17 protein-coding genes and 1 pseudogene are annotated in these 16,420 nt (G+C 65.1%); 11 read left to right on the forward strand and 7 right to left on the reverse strand.

The genetic code is table 11. The annotated features are described in order from the left end of the window. Positions 1-5: 5 nt before the first annotated feature. Positions 6-728 (forward strand): DNA polymerase III subunit epsilon, encoded by a 723-nt coding sequence (gene dnaQ / locus HAP54_RS11695; protein ID WP_166300131.1) that lies wholly within the window; start codon positions 6-8, stop codon positions 726-728. Between the two features lie 180 nt (positions 729-908). Here the strand turns inward: dnaQ and secB are convergent, their stop codons facing one another. Beyond that, positions 909-1,397 (reverse strand): protein-export chaperone SecB, encoded by a 489-nt coding sequence (gene secB / locus HAP54_RS11700; RefSeq protein ID WP_029080978.1) that lies wholly within the window; start codon positions 1,395-1,397, stop codon positions 909-911. Positions 1,398-1,818: 421 nt separating this feature from the next. Between secB and HAP54_RS11705 the strand changes: the two genes are divergently transcribed. Genes HAP54_RS11705 through HAP54_RS11715 form a run of 3 tightly spaced genes read left to right on the forward strand, consistent with a single transcriptional unit; the run spans position 1,819 to position 4,704 of the window. After that, a complete protein-coding gene (locus tag HAP54_RS11705) occupies positions 1,819-2,523 on the forward strand; it encodes a Tim44/TimA family putative adaptor protein (protein WP_029080979.1) in 705 nt (234 codons plus the stop codon). Beyond that, positions 2,501-4,117 carry a murein transglycosylase A gene (locus HAP54_RS11710; RefSeq protein WP_249817781.1) on the forward strand — a complete coding sequence of 539 codons (1,617 nt, stop codon included), beginning with the start codon at positions 2,501-2,503 and terminating at the stop codon, positions 4,115-4,117. Before HAP54_RS11705 ends, HAP54_RS11710 begins: the two co-directional genes overlap by 23 nt. After that, complete coding sequence (locus HAP54_RS11715; protein WP_166300133.1) at positions 4,114-4,704, forward strand: Smr/MutS family protein; 591 nt, start codon at positions 4,114-4,116, stop codon at positions 4,702-4,704. Before HAP54_RS11710 ends, HAP54_RS11715 begins: the two co-directional genes overlap by 4 nt. A 5-nt stretch (positions 4,705-4,709) precedes the next feature. On the opposite strand, the gene HAP54_RS11720 is transcribed toward HAP54_RS11715, so the two are convergent. From HAP54_RS11720 to hslV, 5 genes and pseudogenes are all read right to left on the reverse strand, one after another. Further along, the gene (locus tag HAP54_RS11720) at positions 4,710-5,840 is read right to left on the reverse strand and encodes a hypothetical protein (protein WP_166300135.1); all 1,131 of its coding nucleotides are present in this window, start codon (positions 5,838-5,840) and stop codon (positions 4,710-4,712) included. Positions 5,841-5,988: 148 nt separating this feature from the next. Beyond that, positions 5,989-7,293, reverse strand: coding sequence for an ATP-dependent protease ATPase subunit HslU (hslU, locus tag HAP54_RS11725; RefSeq protein ID WP_166212972.1), 1,305 nt, complete (start codon positions 7,291-7,293; stop codon positions 5,989-5,991). Positions 7,294-7,354: 61 nt separating this feature from the next. Further along, positions 7,355-7,951 (reverse strand): DUF2585 domain-containing protein, encoded by a 597-nt coding sequence (locus HAP54_RS11730; RefSeq protein WP_166300137.1) that lies wholly within the window; start codon positions 7,949-7,951, stop codon positions 7,355-7,357. Then, positions 7,948-8,432, reverse strand: a pseudogene (locus HAP54_RS11735) (GNAT family N-acetyltransferase). Before HAP54_RS11735 ends, HAP54_RS11730 begins: the two are co-directional and overlap by 4 nt. A gap of 2 nt (positions 8,433-8,434) precedes the next feature. Then, positions 8,435-8,992, reverse strand: a complete 558-nt coding sequence (gene hslV / locus HAP54_RS11740) for an ATP-dependent protease subunit HslV (protein WP_166300139.1) — start codon at positions 8,990-8,992, stop codon at positions 8,435-8,437. Positions 8,993-9,237: 245 nt separating this feature from the next. On the opposite strand from hslV, the gene hisB reads away from it, so the two are divergent. From hisB to coaA, 7 genes are all read left to right on the forward strand, one after another. Then, positions 9,238-9,831, forward strand: coding sequence for an imidazoleglycerol-phosphate dehydratase HisB (gene hisB, locus HAP54_RS11745; protein ID WP_166300141.1), 594 nt, complete (start codon positions 9,238-9,240; stop codon positions 9,829-9,831). Between the two features lie 86 nt (positions 9,832-9,917). After that, entirely contained in the window at positions 9,918-10,448 is a 531-nt protein-coding gene (locus HAP54_RS11750) for a DUF2628 domain-containing protein (RefSeq protein ID WP_166300143.1), read from the forward strand. Then, complete coding sequence (hisH, locus tag HAP54_RS11755; protein WP_166300145.1) at positions 10,445-11,095, forward strand: imidazole glycerol phosphate synthase subunit HisH; 651 nt, start codon at positions 10,445-10,447, stop codon at positions 11,093-11,095. Before HAP54_RS11750 ends, hisH begins: the two co-directional genes overlap by 4 nt. Then, on the forward strand, positions 11,092-11,826 hold the full coding sequence (gene hisA, locus HAP54_RS11760; protein WP_166300147.1) for a 1-(5-phosphoribosyl)-5-[(5-phosphoribosylamino)methylideneamino]imidazole-4-carboxamide isomerase: 735 nt from the start codon (positions 11,092-11,094) through the stop codon (positions 11,824-11,826). The genes hisH and hisA overlap by 4 nt, the downstream gene beginning before the upstream one ends. 11 nt (positions 11,827-11,837) lie before the next feature. Continuing rightward, positions 11,838-12,614, forward strand: a complete 777-nt coding sequence (hisF, locus tag HAP54_RS11765) for an imidazole glycerol phosphate synthase subunit HisF (RefSeq protein WP_166300149.1) — start codon at positions 11,838-11,840, stop codon at positions 12,612-12,614. A gap of 109 nt (positions 12,615-12,723) precedes the next feature. Then, a complete protein-coding gene (locus HAP54_RS11770) occupies positions 12,724-13,047 on the forward strand; it encodes a phosphoribosyl-ATP diphosphatase (protein ID WP_029080990.1) in 324 nt (107 codons plus the stop codon). A gap of 35 nt (positions 13,048-13,082) precedes the next feature. Beyond that, positions 13,083-14,039 carry a type I pantothenate kinase gene (gene coaA / locus HAP54_RS11775; RefSeq protein ID WP_029080991.1) on the forward strand — a complete coding sequence of 319 codons (957 nt, stop codon included), beginning with the start codon at positions 13,083-13,085 and terminating at the stop codon, positions 14,037-14,039. 72 nt (positions 14,040-14,111) lie between these two features. On the opposite strand, the gene HAP54_RS11780 is transcribed toward coaA, so the two are convergent. After that, positions 14,112-16,367: a PAS domain-containing hybrid sensor histidine kinase/response regulator gene (locus HAP54_RS11780; RefSeq protein ID WP_166300151.1), complete on the reverse strand. Its 2,256-nt coding sequence runs from the start codon at positions 16,365-16,367 to the stop codon at positions 14,112-14,114. Between the last annotated feature and the right edge of the window lie 53 nt (positions 16,368-16,420).

Below are 16,420 nucleotides of genomic sequence, written 5' to 3' on the forward strand. Positions count from 1 at the left end.
ACGTCATGCGCGAAATCGTTCTCGATACCGAAACCACCGGCCTCGATCCGCTGCGCGGCGACCGGCTGGTCGAGATCGGTTGCGTCGAGATATTCAACCGCATGCCGACCGGTCAGACCTACCACGTCTACATCAATCCCGAGCGCGACATGCCGGCGGAAGCGTTCGCTGTGCACGGGCTGTCGACCGAGTTCCTGGCCTCCAAGCCGCTGTTCAATGAAGTGGTCGACGAGTTCCTGGCCTTCATCGGCGATACGCCGCTGGTGATCCACAACGCGTCATTCGACATCAGCTTCATCAACGCCGAGCTCGACCGTATCAAGCGGCGGGCAATCCCGAAGGACCGGCTGGTCGATACGCTGCTGCTGGCGCGCCGCAAGCATCCCGGCGTGTCGAACCGGCTCGACGATCTCTGCTCGCGCTATCAGATCGACAATTCCCGTCGCACCAAGCACGGCGCTCTGCTCGACGCCGAGTTGCTGGCCGAGGTCTATATCGACCTGATCGGGGCGCGGCAGTCGCAGCTCATCCTGGCGTCGGAAACTTCGGATGCGCGTGCGGGCAGCCATGGTGATTCGCCTCGGCGGCAGCGCGAGACGCCGCTACTGGCGCGGGTCAGCGACGCGGATCGAGAAGCCCACCGGGCCTTCGTTGCCACGCTCGGCGACAAGCCGATCTGGAATGATTATTTGCCGCCGCCAGCGCCGGCCGAAGCCCCGGCGGCTTGAACTCTTAGTTCCGTCATCCTGAGGTGCGAGCCTTGCGGCGCACTTGCGCCGCTGGGCGAGCCTCGAAGGATGCACGGCCCGGCTGGTGGCCGTCGATCCTTCGAGACGCCCGCAAGTGCGGCCTCCTCATCAGGATGACGGATTACACTTCCCCGGGCGTTATACTTCTCGAACCGTGACTCAGCTCGGCTTGACGCCGGAGGCGGCCTGGGCGGCGGCCTGCCGCTCCATGTTCTGGCGGTAGAGGCCGAGGAAGTCGACGGGGTCGAGCAACAGGGGCGGGAAGCCGCCGTCGCGGACCGAGGTCGCGACGATCTCGCGGGCGAACGGGAACAGCAGCCGCGGGCACTCGATCATGACCAGCGGGTGCAGGTTCTCCTTCGGCACATTCACGATCCGGAACACGCCGGCATAGGCGAGATCGAAGCTGAACATCACCTTGCCAGCCGTCTCGGCCTTGCCCTCGACCGAGAGGATCACCTCGTACTCGTTTTCCGACAGGTTGTTGGCGGAGACGTTGATCTGGATGTTGATCGCCGGCTGCTGCTGCTGCTGGCCGAGCGAGGCCGGCGCATTCGGGTTCTCGAACGACAGGTCCTTGGTGTACTGCGCCAGCACGTTGAGCTGGGGAGGGGCCTGTTCGACGGGGGCGCCGTTGCCATTGGTCATAAATGTCTCCTGGAGCAGCGCTCGATGGACAGAGTGTCCGACGGCACGCGTTAAGGTGTTGGGAATGCCGATGCCGGGCGAGTGGCTATCATAGGCCCGGCTCGGTCCACAAGCAGGACGAGCGAGCGCGCCGGGGCGGGGGTGCGGCCAAATTCCTTGGCAAAGCGCTGCCGGCGCAACTCCGCCCAATCTCTTAACAGCTTCCTAAATTATTGAAGATGCGTGATTTCCTGAAAGGAACGGGTTTCCCCCCGGGGTTAAAACGCGCTACACTTGCCCGTGCCAAAAAGCGCCATTGGCCGGGCTTAGTTTCGTGCCTACATGCTGCGGACTCAAACGGTGATGTAATCTCTGCCGTTCCCGACCGGGAACGCTTTGACGCCCGGCCGGTTGCCGGCAGAGACCAGAAAGCGAATTCGACGTGGATATCTACACCATCATCTTCCTGGCGCTGGCCGTGTTCATCTTCCTGCGCCTGCGCAGCGTTCTTGGACAGCGCACGGGAAGCGAGCGGCCGCCCTATGATCGCGCCGCTCCCAACGTCTTGCAGCGTGGCCAGGATAACAACGTCGTGCCGATGCCGGGATCGGTCATCGACCAGCCGCCGCCGGTGCCGTCAGCCGAGCCGGCGGAACCTTCCGACCGCTGGAAGGGCACTGCCGAACCGGGCACGCCGCTCGCGCAGGGTCTCGACGCTGTCGCTGTCCAGGACCCCTCGTTCGATCCGCAGCATTTCCTCTCAGGCGCCCGCTCGGCCTATGAAATGATCGTGCTGGCCTTCGCCAATGGCGATCGCCGCGCGCTGCGCGACCTGCTGTCGACCGAGGTCTATGAAAGCTTCGAGACCGCGATCAAGGATCGCGAGAAGCACGAGCAGAAGACCGAGACGCGGTTCGTTTCGATCGACAAGGCCGAGATCGTCAGCGCCGAGGCGCGCGATCGCTCGACCCAGCTCACCGTCCGTTTCGTGTCGCAGATGATCTCGGTGACGCGCGACAAGGCGGGCACCATCGTTGACGGCAGCCCGGACAAGGTTGCCGACATCACCGACATCTGGACATTCGCCCGCGACTCGACTTCCCGCGATCCGAATTGGAAGCTGGTTGGCACTGGAAGCGCTCACTAAACATCTCAGCTACGGGCGCCTCGCCGTCGCGTGCTGCGCGCTCGCGGTGCTGTGCTCTACCGCGGCGATCGCTGCGCGTTACCGGTCGAGCCGGCACCCGCCGCCGCGGCACGAGCATTCTCACCCGATCCCCTATCCCAATCTGGAATTGCCGCTGCAGGTCAGCGGCAGCCAGTATGAGCCGCTCGCCTGGGCCAACGTCTCCGGCTGGAGCGACGACGACCATCTCGCCGCCTACAAGGCGTTTCGCACCAGCTGCAAGCCGATCGCGGCCCAGCAGGGCGCGCCGGCGGACTCCAAGGCGCTCGGCAGCTCGCTGCGCGATCCGTGCCGGATCGCCAAGGGGCTCGAGCTCGGCGACGGCGTCAAGGCCAAGGAGTTCTTCGAGCAGAATTTCGTCCCGCTGCGCATCTCGCGGCTCGGCGAGGACGCCGGCTTCGTCACCGGTTACTACGAGCCGGTGCTCGAGGGATCGCGGACCCAGACCGACGTCTACAACGTTCCGGTCTATCGCCGTCCCTCCAACCTGTTCGTGCGCGGCAAGACGCAGGCTTCGACTGGCCTGCCCAATGGCGGCGCGGTGTATCGCAAGATCGGCCGGCGCAAGCTCGTGCCCTATTACGACCGCGCCCAGATCGAGGATGGCGCGATCGCCGGCCGCGGGCTCGAGCTCGCCTGGCTGAAGAGCCAGACCGATCTCCTATTCGCGCAGATCCAGGGCTCGGCGCGGATCAAGTTCGAGGACGGCACCACGCTGCGCATCAATTACGACGCGCATAACGGCTATCCCTATACGGCGGTCGGCCGCGCCCTGATCGATCGCGGCATCATCCCGAAGGACCAGATGTCGATGCAGAAGATCAGGGAATGGATGGAGCAGAACCCTGACGGCGCCAACGAGCTGCGGCGATCGAACCGCTCCTACGTGTTCTTCCGGCAGGTCCCGCTGTCCGACAAGGACGAGGCCGTCGGCGCGCAGGGCGTGCCGCTGACGCCGGGCCGCTCGATCGCGGTCGACAAGGCGCTGCATGTCTACGGCACGCCGTTCTTCATCGCCGGCGAGCTGCCGATCGATTCCGAGCAATCGAAGACGCCGTTCCACCGGCTGATGATCGCGCAGGACACCGGATCGGCGATCGTCGGCCCGGCGCGCGCCGATCTCTATTTCGGCGCCGGCGCCGACGCCGGAAAGGTCTCGGGCCGGCTGCGGCACAACATGCAGTTCGTCATGCTGGTGCCCAGGGGTCTCGACCCCGTCGTGCGCGGCCACAAGCTGCCCGTCCCGGACGAGCGGCCGTCGGCCAAGATCGCAAAACTGTTTCCGCAGACCGATCCGCAGAAGGACCAACCGGCGGCGAAGGCCGCGGATGTGCCGACGGCAGGCCTCGCCAAGGGTGCGACGAAAGACGCGGCCAATCACGCCGCCCAGACTCCGGCCACGAAGGATGCCGCGCCCCCGGCGCCGGCTGCAACGACCTCTGTTGCACAGGCGGCGCCTGTGGCAGAACCGGTGCCGTTGCCGGTAGCCCGGCCGGACATTCCGCAACCGGAGAAGCGGCGATATCGGCGCACTCGCCATCACCGCGATCAATGAAACGACCCACGCCGATCCCCGATCTGTCCGCTCCGTCGCGGCGCAAGCGTGCGCTGAGCGAAGAGGAGCGTGCGCTCTGGGAGAGCGTGGCGAAACAGGTCAAGCCGCTGCGCAAGCGACCGGCCGCCGCCAAGGCACATGCCGCGGCCTCTGATCCGGCCAGCCATCACGCCGCGGCGAAACCCGTCCCGGTCAAGCCGGTTAATTCACTCAAGGCTGCGCCGCCGCCGCGCCCGCAAGCGCCGCCGCTGGCACCGATCGGCCGCCGCGAGCGGGCAAAGCTGTCGCGAGGCCGGCAGGAGATCGATGCCCGGCTCGATCTGCACGGCATGACGCAGATCCGCGCGCATCGCGTGCTGTTCACCTTCCTGCAACGCGCGCACAGCGACGGGCTCACCTTCGTGCTGGTCATCACCGGCAAGGGCAAGGTCGGCGGCCTGGATTCCGAGCGCGGCGTGCTGCGCCGCCAGGTGCCGGAATGGCTCAGCCTGCCGGAATTCCGCTCGCTGGTCGTCGGCTTCGAGGAAGCGCATATCGGCCATGGCGGCGAGGGCGCGCTCTATGTGCGTGTCCGGCGCGCGCGCTGAAAATATTAGAACGGTCGGACGATCCCGACGCGCGGGATCAGCGTGACGATCCAGCCGAAGATCGTCGTCTTGCGATCGTTTGCCGGGATCAGCGGCACGTCCTTCGACGCCGGCAGCATCTTGGTTGCGTGCAGCATCAGGAACATGCAGACCGCCCAGTTCGAGATCCAGCGCGAATAGTCGAACACGGTCACGAACATCACGAAATAGCCGGTGCTGATCACGGCGAGCGCTGACATCACGATCCGGCGGTGCAGTTCGCTCGCGAGCGCTTCGATCAGCCGCGCGAAATAGCGCCACAGCGGTGTGTGCAGCCAGATCAAGAGGGCAAAGACCGGAACACCGAGGATGTTCGAGGGCATGCGCGTCCAGGTGTCGGCGAACTCCTTTGACAGCGGCTGGTACCAGATATAGCCGAACTCCAGCAGGTCGGTGCGCGATGGATCGGCCATCCGGCTTTGCAGGTAGCGGATGAATTCGTCGTAGGGCACGTCGACCGTGCCGGCGAACTGCGCAACCAGGAACAGGATGCCGACTGCGGCCAGCATCACCAGTCCAATGACGATGTTTCGCGGCGTCGCGCCCTGCACCAGGTAGAAGCGCAGCACCACGATTGCCGCAATCGTCGGCACATACATCAGCACGTTGATGTGGTGGACCAGGATCAGCAGAATCGAGACCAGCGCCGCGATCACCACGTACATGACCGAGCGCGCCGGGATCAGCAGCAGCACGATCGCCAGCGCACAGCCATAGATATCGAAATGGCCGAGCGTGTGCATGAAATTCTTCAGGAAGAACGGTGATCCCGCGATGAAGACGAACAGCGGCCAATGCGCGTTGTCGAAGCCGAATGTCCGCTGGAACAGCCTGATGAACAGGCCAAGCGTGATCAGCCAGATCGCGCCGGCCAGCGCGAACACCAGCCACACCGGCACCTTGTCGGTGAACAGCGAGACGATCGCGCCGATCAGCGCGCGCTTGGTGAAGCCGTAATGATAATCAACCAGCAGATGGATGTAGGGGACGAAGGGCGGCAGCGCGATCTTGTGCAGGAACACCCCGACCAGCACGGCCGCGTTGACCGCCAGCATCAGGCGCCAGGGGTTTTGCCACCATCCCACGTTCAAACTCATTGTCGTCCCGGCCAAGCGAAGCGCGAGCCGGGACCCATAACCACAGGCCTGCGTTTGACCAACGCTGGGGCTGCAGCTTGCTTCAACAATGGGCGCCGGTGGTTATGGGTCCCTGCTTTCGCAGGGACGACGATTCTAACTCGACTGCCTACAAAATAAACCGGCTCAGATCGGCGTTCTTAGCGAGGTCGCCGACATGCTTGGTGACGTAGTCGGCGTCGACCTGGATGGTCTCGCCGTGGCGATCGGGCGCGGTGAAGGAGATCTCGTCCAGCACCCGTTCCATCACGGTCTGCAGCCGCCGCGCCCCGATGTTCTCGACCGTGGAATTGACCGCGACCGCGATGTCGGCCAGCGCGTCGATCGCGCCGTCGGTGATGTCGAGCGTGACGCCCTCGGTCTTCAACAGCGCGACATATTGCTTGATCAGCGACGCTTCCGGCTCGGTCAGGATCCGGCGCATGTCGTCGCGCGACAGCGCCTGCAGCTCGACGCGGATCGGCAGGCGGCCCTGCAGCTCCGGCAGCAGGTCCGACGGCTTGGCGATATGGAAGGCGCCGGAGGCGATGAACAGGATGTGGTCGGTCTTGACCGCACCGTGCTTGGTCGAGACCGTGGTGCCCTCGATCAGCGGCAGCAGGTCGCGCTGCACGCCTTCGCGCGAGACGTCGCCGCCCTGGCGGTTCTCGCGCACGCAGATCTTGTCGATCTCGTCGAGGAAGACGATGCCATTGTTCTCGACCGCGCTGATCGCCTCCTGCACCAGCTGATCGGTGTCGAGCAGCTTGTCGGATTCTTCGTTGACGAGGATCTCGTGCGAACCTTCCACCGTCAGGCGGCGGGTCTTGCTGCGGCCGCCCATCTTGCCGAAGATGTCGCCGAGCGAGATTGCGCCCATCTGGGCGCCGGGCATGCCGGGGATCTCGAACATCGGCATGCCGCTGCCACCCGACTGCGTCTCGATCTCGATTTCCTTGTCGTTGAGTTCGCCGGCGCGCAGCTTCTTGCGGAACGACTCCCGCGTCGCCGGGCTCGATCCCGGGCCGACCAGCGCATCCAGCACGCGCTCCTCGGCGGCCAGCTGGGCACGGGCCTGGACGTCCTTGCGCTTGCGTTCGCGGGTCTGCGCGATCGCCACCTCGACGAGGTCGCGGACGATCTGCTCGACATCGCGGCCGACATAGCCGACCTCGGTGAATTTGGTTGCCTCGACCTTGAGGAACGGCGCGCCGGCAAGCTTGGCCAGCCGCCGCGCGATCTCGGTCTTGCCGACGCCGGTCGGCCCGATCATCAGGATGTTCTTGGGCAGAACCTCCTCACGCAAGGAACCGGCAAGCTGCAGCCGCCGCCAGCGGTTACGCAGCGCAATCGACACTGCGCGCTTGGCGTCGGTCTGGCCGACGATGAAGCGGTCTAGTTCGGAAACGATTTCACGGGGGGAGAAGTCGGTCATTGGCTCTAGCTAGGTTGAAATGGCGGTCTCGGCAAGCGGCGGTCTTCCAAGGCATGATCCGCTAAATGATGGGCGGCCCTGCCTGCCACTGCCTGATCGCCTCGAACGGGTGGATCAGCATGATGATGTTCAGTGTCAAATTGTCGCGAATGTGGAGCAGCATCACGAGTTCGAACAGGACGCCGAGCGCGACGGTTACGGCGATCGGCAGCTTGCGTGCCAGCAGGAAGCCTAAAACCATCGCAAGCGTATCCGATACCGAATTGACGATGGTATCGCCATAATAGTCCAGCGAGATCGTGCCAGCGCGGTAGCGCTCGATGATCCAGTTGGAGTTTTCGACGAGCTCCCAGCTGCCCTCGATCAGCATCGCGACAATCAGCCGCCCCGGCCAGGCGAGGCGCGGCAGCAGGAGGAAGGTCAGACCGTAGAACAGCAGGCCGTGCAGCACATGCGACAGCGTGTACCAATCGGCGATGTGCTGCGAATTCTCCGAGCTCTGCACCGTGCCATGCCAGAGTTTGACATAGCCGCAGGCGCAGATCGGCAAACGGCCCATCGCATAGAGCAGCGCCGCCTGCAGCGCGAGCAGCGCGGCCGCGATCGCCAGCCATTGCCACGCTGAAACGCTGGTGACGGGCCTGCGCGCGAGCGTCATGCGTCGCGAGCCATCAGAAGCGCCGGACCGTCAGGCGTCTCGACCATGCGCAGCTTCTGAAAACCGGCCTTCTCATAGGCGCGGATCGCGCGCGGGTTCTCCGGATTGGGATCGGTGACGATGCGTGGCGCGCCCTGCGCCAGCCGCTCGTCGACAAAGGCGCGGATCAGCGCCGAGCCGTGGCCGCCCTGCATCATCGTCGGCTCGCCGATGAAGAGATCGATGCCGCGCGTGCCGGCCGGATGCGTGCCGAAGCCGGCGTTCCACGCCGTCAGGTCGTAGCACTGGATATAGCCGATATCGCCCTCATCGGTCGCGACGATGAACTGGTCCATTGCCGGCTCGTCGAGGTCGCCGCTGACCAGCGCATATGCTCGGCCGGCTCGCCCCACCACTCCCGGACATGCGGCAACGCCAGCCACCGCTTGATCTGCGGCAGGTCGTCCCGCGTCATTGGTCGGAAATGATAAGGGCCGGCCATGCTCAGCCGCCGATCGTCTCGATCGTCACATTGCGGTTGGTGTAGACGCAGATATCGGCGGCGATATCGAGCGCGCGGCGGACGATGGTCTCGGCATCCTTGTCGGTGTCGACCAGGGCACGGGCCGCGGCGAGGGCATAATTGCCGCCGGAACCGATCGCCATGACGCCCGACTCGGGCTCCAGCACGTCGCCGGTGCCGGTCAGCACCAGGGAGACGTCCTTGTCGGCCACGATCATCATCGCCTCCAGCCGGCGCAGATAGCGGTCGGTCCGCCAGTCCTTGGCCAGCTCGACGGCCGCCCGGGTCAGCTGCCCCGGATATTGCTCCAGCTTGTTTTCCAGCCGCTCGAACAGGGTAAAGGCATCGGCGGTGGCGCCGGCAAAGCCGCCGATCACGTCGCCCTTGCCGATCCGGCGGACCTTCTTGGCGTTGGCCTTGATAACGGTCTGGCCGATCGAGACCTGCCCGTCGCCGCCGATCACCACCTTGCCGCCCTTGCGGACCGTGCAGATCGTGGTGCCATGCCAGACCGGCAGCTCATTTTGGGATGCTTGCATAGGTTACCTCTCTTCCGGGCAGATTTAGGCGGTCGGGCAGGGGGTTACAATCGGGGTAAAATCGGAGCGTTTTCGAGCGAAGTGGGCACCAGTTCGCGTGAAGAAAACGCGTCAGAACTAAATCTACAAGGATTTCCGGTCACCATGGCCGGAAGTTGGGGCGTTTCGAGGTCATCCCGCAGTAGCGAAGGTGACATCAGCCTGTTAAAAGACCGGCGTTTTCGGCACGGGAAAGCTTAATCTTCATGCGCACCGCAACCATCAAGCGCAAGACCAAGGAGACCGACATCGAGGTGACGGTCAACCTCGACGGAGCAGGCGTATCCACGGTTTCGTCCGGGATCGGCTTCTTCGACCACATGCTCGACCTCCTGGCCCGCCATTCGCGCATCGACATCACGGTGAAGGCGGATGGCGATCTCCATGTCGATTACCACCACACCACCGAGGACGTCGGAATCGCGCTCGGCCAGGCCGTGAAGCAGGCGCTCGGCAACATGGCCGGCATCACCCGCTACGCCTCGATCCACATGCCGATGGACGAGACGCTGTCGCGCGTCGTGATCGACATTTCCGGCCGTCCGGTGCTGGTGTTCAAGGCCGAATTCCCCCGCGACAAGATCGGCGAGTTCGACACCGAGCTGGTGCGCGAATGGTTCAATGCCTTCGCGATGAACGCCGGCGTGACTCTCCACGTCGAGACCCTATATGGCGAGAACAGCCATCATATCGCCGAATCCTGTTTCAAGGGTTTGGCGAGGGCGCTCCGGACGGCGGTCGCGATCGATCCGCGGGCCCAGGGCGAAGTGCCCTCGACCAAGGGTCAGCTCGGCGGCTGATCTCCGGGTGCATGATCCGGAAAAGGTGGTGCCGGTTTTCCGGAAGATCATGCCTTAAGTAGAGTCCATCCTCGGCGGAGCGTTCGATGCCGGTCTATACAGTGCATGCCCCCGTGGCCAACGGCGCCGATCTTTCGGCGGCCGACAAAATCGTCTTCGTGCGCGACGGCTTCCATTTCTGGGCCGCGGTTGCGGGCGTGATCTGGCTGGCCTGGAACAGGCTCTGGCTGGCACTGATCGGCTGGCTCGTGCTGACCCTTGCGATCGATTTCGCCCTGGCCAAGCTCGGCGTCTGCCGCGGAGCGATCTTCCTGGTCGACCTCGTGCTGATGCTGTTGCTCGGGCTGGAGGCCGCGACCCTGCAGCGCTGGACCCTGTCGCGGCGCAAATGGCGCCAGCTCGACATCGTCGTGGCCGACAATGTGTTAGCTGCCGAGCACCGCTTCTTCGAGCGCTGGAGCGCGCGGCATCGCGGCGTCGTCAATGATCAGCGGTCGGTGGATCGCGGCGGGCCGCCGCCGACCCGGGACGTTCCGGGCCAGTCATTCTCAAAACCGCCGCCGATGCCGCAGGGCGGCATTATCGGATTGTTTCCAGAGCCAGGAGGATCGCGATGACGGTTGCAATCATCGATTACGGCTCCGGCAATCTGCATTCGGCGGCCAAGGCGTTTGAGCGCGCCGCGCGCAGCATGGAGGATCCGCAAGCCATCAAGGTGACGCGCGATCCCGATGCGGTGTATCGCGCCGATCGCATCGTGCTGCCCGGTGTCGGCGCGTTCGCCGATTGCCGCCGCGGTGTCGACGCGGTCGACGGCATGCTGGAAGCGCTCACCGAAGCGGTGCGGGTCAAGGCGCGGCCGTTCTTCGGCATCTGCGTCGGCATGCAGCTGATGGCGACACGCGGCAAGGAGCACGTGATCACCGAGGGCTTCAACTGGATCGGCGGCGATGTCGAGAAGATCGCGCCGCGCGACGAAAGCCTGAAGGTCCCGCATATGGGCTGGAACACGCTCGACATGGTGCGCGAGCATCCGGTGCTGGAGCGGCTGCCGCTCGGGCCGAAGGGGCGCCACGCCTATTTCGTGCACTCCTATCACCTCAACGCCGCCAACGAGGCGGACGTGCTGGCGCGCGCCGACTACGGCGGGCCGGTGACCGCGATCGTCGGCAAGGACACCGCGATCGGCACCCAGTTTCACCCCGAGAAAAGCCAGCGCTTCGGCCTCGCTTTGATCGCCAATTTCCTGAAGTGGAAGCCGTGATTCTCTTTCCAGCGGTTGATCTGAAGAACGGCCAGTGCGTGCGCCTGGAGCAAGGCGACATGGCGCGCGCCACCGTGTTCAATCTCGATCCGGCGGCGCAGGCGGCGAGCTTCGCGGCGCAGGGCTTCGAATATCTCCACGTCGTCGATCTCGATGGCGCCTTCGCCGGCAAGCCGATGAATGCGCATGCGGTGGAGGCGATGCTGAAGGCCGTCACCATGCCGGTGCAGCTCGGCGGCGGCATCCGCGACCTCAAGACCATCGAGGCCTGGCTCGACAAGGGCATCACGCGCGTCATCATCGGCACCGCGGCGGTACGCGATCCCGAGCTCGTGAAGGGCGCGGCGAAGACATTCCCCGGCCGCGTGGCGGTGGGCCTCGATGCGCGCGACGGCAAGGTCGCGGTCGAAGGCTGGGCCGAGACCTCGCATGTGACGGCGCTCGAGATCGCGCAGCGCTTCGAGGATGCCGGGGTCGCTGCGATCATCTTCACCGACATCGCCCGCGACGGCCTGCTCAAGGGCCTCAACCTCGATGCGACCATCGCGCTCGCCGATCGCATTTCCATTCCGGTGATCGCCTCCGGCGGCTTTGCCTCGATCGATGACGTCAAGGCATTGCTGGAGCCGCGCGCGAAAAAGCTCGCCGGCGCCATCGTCGGCCGCGCGCTCTATGACGGGCGGCTTGATCCCGCTGCCGCGCTCAAGCTGATCCGCAGCGCGGCCGCCTAGGAGACAGAGATATGTTCAAGGTTCGCGTGATCCCCTGTCTCGACGTCAAGGACGGGCGCGTGGTCAAGGGCGTCAACTTCGTCGACCTGCGCGACGCCGGCGACCCGGTCGAGGCCGCGATCGCCTACGACGCCGCCGGCGCCGACGAGCTCACTTTCCTCGACATCACCGCCACCCATGAGAACCGCGGCATCATGCTGGATGTGGTGCGGCGGACGGCGGAGGCCTGCTTCATGCCGCTGACCGTGGGCGGCGGCGTCCGCACCGTCGATGACATCAAGACCCTGCTGCGCTCCGGCGCCGACAAGGTCTCGATCAATTCGGCGGCGGTCAGCCGGCGCGAATTCGTCAAGGAAGCGGCCGAGAAGTACGGCGAGCAATGCATCGTGGTCGCGATCGACGCCAAGCGGGTCAAGCGCGCCGGCGGCTCCGACCGCTGGGAGATCTTCACCCATGGTGGGCGTAATGCCACCGGGATCGAGGCCATCGAATATGCCCAGGAGGTCGTCTCGCTCGGCGCCGGCGAAATCCTGCTGACCTCGATGGACCGCGACGGCACCAGGCAGGGCTTTGACCTGCCGCTGACCCGGGCGATCGCGGACAGTGTTCCCGTACCGGTCATCGCGTCCGGTGGCGTCGGTAATCTCGATCACCTGGTCGCTGGCGTCCGCGAGGGTCATGCCACCGGCGTGCTGGCCGCGTCGATCTTCCACTTCGGGGAATTTACCATCCGCCAGGCCAAGGATCACATGGTGCGCGCCGGCCTGCCGATGCGGCTCGATCCGTAGAGCGTGGTCCGGAAACAGAGTGATCTGGGACTCCTTGTCACAAAAATGCTAAGTCCCCACTTAGGGATGGCACAAGAGCGGTGCCAGTGCGCATGTTTGAGTTGAGTTGATGTCGCGTTTCACGGTCCACGATCTGGCCGCCACCATCGACGCCCGCGCTGCAGCGGGCGGCGAGGCGTCCTATACCCGCAAGCTGCTCGACAAGGGCGCGGAGCACTGTGCCAAGAAACTGGGCGAGGAAGCGGTCGAGACCGTGATCGCCGCGGTCGAGAATGACCGCGATCATCTCATCGCGGAAAGTGCCGATCTCGTATTTCACCTGCTGGTTCTGTTGAAATCACGCGGCGTGAAGCTGGAGGATGTCGAGGCCGCGCTGGAGAAGCGCACCTCGATGTCGGGACTGGAAGAGAAAGCGTCGCGCAAGCGCGACTAGCGCACATGACCGAGCGCATTGAGAGGGGCAGCCTCATGGACATCCGGGCACCAGATCAGCAATACAACCCCTATCGCACCTTCACGCGCCAGCAATGGTCGCATTTGCGCGACGATACGCCGATGACGCTCGAGCCGGGCGAATTCGACCGCCTGCGTTCGATGCACGACCGCCTCGATTTGCAGGAGGTCGAGGACATCTACCTTCCGCTGTCACGGCTGCTCTCGATCTATGTCGACGCGACCCAGCGGCTGTATTATTCGCAGCGCCAGTTCCTCAACATCCGCGACCGCAAGATGCCCTACATCGTCGGCGTCGCCGGATCGGTCGCCGTCGGCAAGTCGACCACGGCCCGCGTGCTGCAGGCGCTGCTGGCGCGCTGGTCGCCGCGGCCGAAGGTCGACCTGATCACGACTGACGGTTTCCTGTTTCCGAATGCCGTGCTCGAGCGGCAGGGCATCATGCAGAAGAAGGGCTTTCCGGAAAGCTACGACCTGCCAACGCTGCTGTCGTTCCTCAGCGACATCAAGGCGGGCCGGCGTCGCGTGCGCGCGCCGGTCTATTCGCACCTGACCTATGACATCGTGCCGAACAAATGGGTCGAGATCGACCAGCCTGATATCCTGATCGTCGAGGGCGTCAACGTGCTGCAGACCGGGCGGCTGCCGCGCGACGGCAAGGCAGTGCCGTTCGTCTCCGACTTCTTCGACTTCTCGGTCTATATCGACGCCGACGAGGCCGCGCTGCGGCAGTGGTACATCAAGCGCTTCCTGGCGCTGCGCGACACCGCGTTCACCGATCCAAGATCCTACTTCCACCGCTATGCGCCGCTGTCGGACGAGGAAGCGACCGCGACCGCGATCGCGATCTGGGAGCGCACCAACCTCGCCAATCTCGAGGACAACATCCTGCCGACCCGCCCCCGCGCGACGCTGATCCTCAAGAAGGGCGCCGACCACGTGGTGCAGTCGGTCGCACTGCGCCGGCTGTAGTGTTTCCGGAGTAAGCAGACCACATCACAGCCGTCGTCCCTGCTTTCGCAGGGACGACGCGGAGTTTGTGGACTACGCCGCGATATGCCGCGCGGCGGCGAGGCCGGCGAGCGCTTCTTCCAGCTTCTCGCGGTCGAGCGGCTTGATCAGAAAACCGTCCATGCCGGCTTCGAAGCAGGCGTAGCGGTCCTCCACCAGCGTGTTGGCGGTCAGCGCCAGGATCGGGGTCCGGCGTCCGGACTGGCCGGCTTCATGCGCGCGGATCTGCTTGGTGGTCTCGATGCCGTTGAGGCGCGGCATCTGGATGTCCATCAGCACGAGATCATAGGGCGTGCCGGCTGACGTCGCCGACAGCCAGGATTCCATCGCTTGCTCGCCATTGGTGGTGATGACCACGTTGTGGCCGAGCCTCGTGAGAAGCGAGCGCATCAAGAGCGCGTTGATCTCATTGTCCTCGGCGACCAGGATCGAGAGCCCCTTGTCCGGGGCCGCGGCCGCCGTGGGCTCGGCCATCGCCTCGATCGCAAGGCTTTGATCTCCGACAAGGCTCGGTGCCGCGATCTCGGGCGACGCGATCAGGCGTGCGGCGAGCGATGCCGCACGCAGCGGCTTGACCAGATAGCCGGTGAACATGGCTGTCTCGGAGGCCGACAGCTCCTGCCGCGTGGCCGGCGTGAACATCACGATGCGATGGGTCGCATGGAGGCGCGCCGCGCGGGCAAACGCCTCCATCGCCGGCGCGCCGAGCGTGTGGTCGATCAGGACGGCGTGCCAGCTTCGTTCCGGCAACAGCGCCTCGGCGACACCGGTGTCCGACACGATGCAGGTCTGCGCACCCCAGCGCTGCAACCGCCGCGAGATCAGCGAGACCTCGATGCTGTGCGGTGCAACCAGCATGATCGACTGGCTGGTGAGGTCGGGCGCGGCGAAGCTGTTGGCCGCGCCGGTGTCGGCGGCGGCGAGCGGGATCGATACTTCGAACGTCGAGCCGGAGCCCGGCGTGCTGGCGAGCGTGATGCGGCCGCCCATTCGCTTGACGATGCGGTCGCTGATCGAAAGTCCGAGGCCGGTGCCGCCATAGCTGCGCGCGATGCGGTCGTCGGCCTGCTCGAACTCCCGGAAGATGCGCTGCTGGGCTTCCGGTGCTATGCCGATGCCGGTGTCGCGGACCAGGAAGCTGATCTCGTTCGGCCAGATGCCGGGCTCGACGACCAGCGCGACGCCGCCGCTCGCGGTGAACTTGATGGCGTTGCCGGCGAGGTTGAGCAGCACCTGACGCAGCCGCGCGGCGTCGCCGGTCACCTGCATCGGCAGCCGCTCGTCGACATAGGCGGCGATCTCGATGCCCTTGGCCTGCGCGCGCGGCGCCAGCAGCTCGGTGATGTCCTCGATCAGGCCGGACAGCGCAAAGGCGCGGTGCTCGAGATCGATCTTGCCGGCTTCGATCTTGGAATAGTCGAGCAGCTCCTCGATCAGCGCCAGCAGCGCGTCGCCGGAGGTCTTGACCGCCTTGACGTAGGTCGTCTGCTCCGGCGTCAGCTGGGTGTCCATCAACAGTCCGCTCATGCCGATGATGCCGTTCAGCGGGGTGCGGATCTCGTGGCTCGCCATCGCCAGGAAGCGCGACTTGGCGCGGTTGGCGGCATCGGCCTGATCGCGCGCTTCGGCCAGTGCCCGTTCGCTCTCGGTGCGGTCGGTGACGTCGCGGCCGACGCTCTGCATCTCGGCAGGCGCGCCGGCATCGTTGCGCACGAGGCCCTCGCGCCAGGCGATCCAGCGCGGCCCGAGCGGGCCTTCGATCTTCTGGTCGTAGACCCGCGTACCGTTGGCTTCGAGCGCGGTGTCGCCCTGTTCGAGCACCTTGAGCGTGGCGCTGCTGCCGATCAATTCGCTGCGGGAGGACTGCGCCAGCTCGCAATAGGCGTCGTTGGCGTAGGTGATGCGGCCGTCGATGTCGCGCAGCACGATCAAATCGTCCTGCGCCTCGAACAGGGTAGAGGCGCGCTGTTCGGCTTCCTGCAGTTCCCAGTTGCGGTCGGCCATCGCCTCATTATGCATTGCGATGGTGCGCAACCTCCTGCGCATCAGCCGCAGGCGGATGCCGAGCGTCACGATCCAGAGGCAGGCGAGCGCGAACAGGAAGCTGACCCCGATCGCGAATGCATTGGGGTCGTAGCCGCTTTGCTGCGAGAGGGCGCCCGAAATGAACCCGAAGGCGCTGCCGAATGCGATGGAGAAGATCGTGAAGGACCGGACGATCGTCGCGACCCAGGAATGGCGCCGCAGGAAGCGGCGAAGGCGTAACTTGATCCGGAAGAAACGCCCCATCAATGGTGGCCCTGAGAGTGCTTGATCTGCCGATGACGATGCGTCGGTCACCT

Source organism: Bradyrhizobium sp. 2S1, assembly GCF_011516625.5.
Classification (GTDB): Bacteria; Pseudomonadota; Alphaproteobacteria; order Rhizobiales; family Xanthobacteraceae; genus Bradyrhizobium; species Bradyrhizobium septentrionale.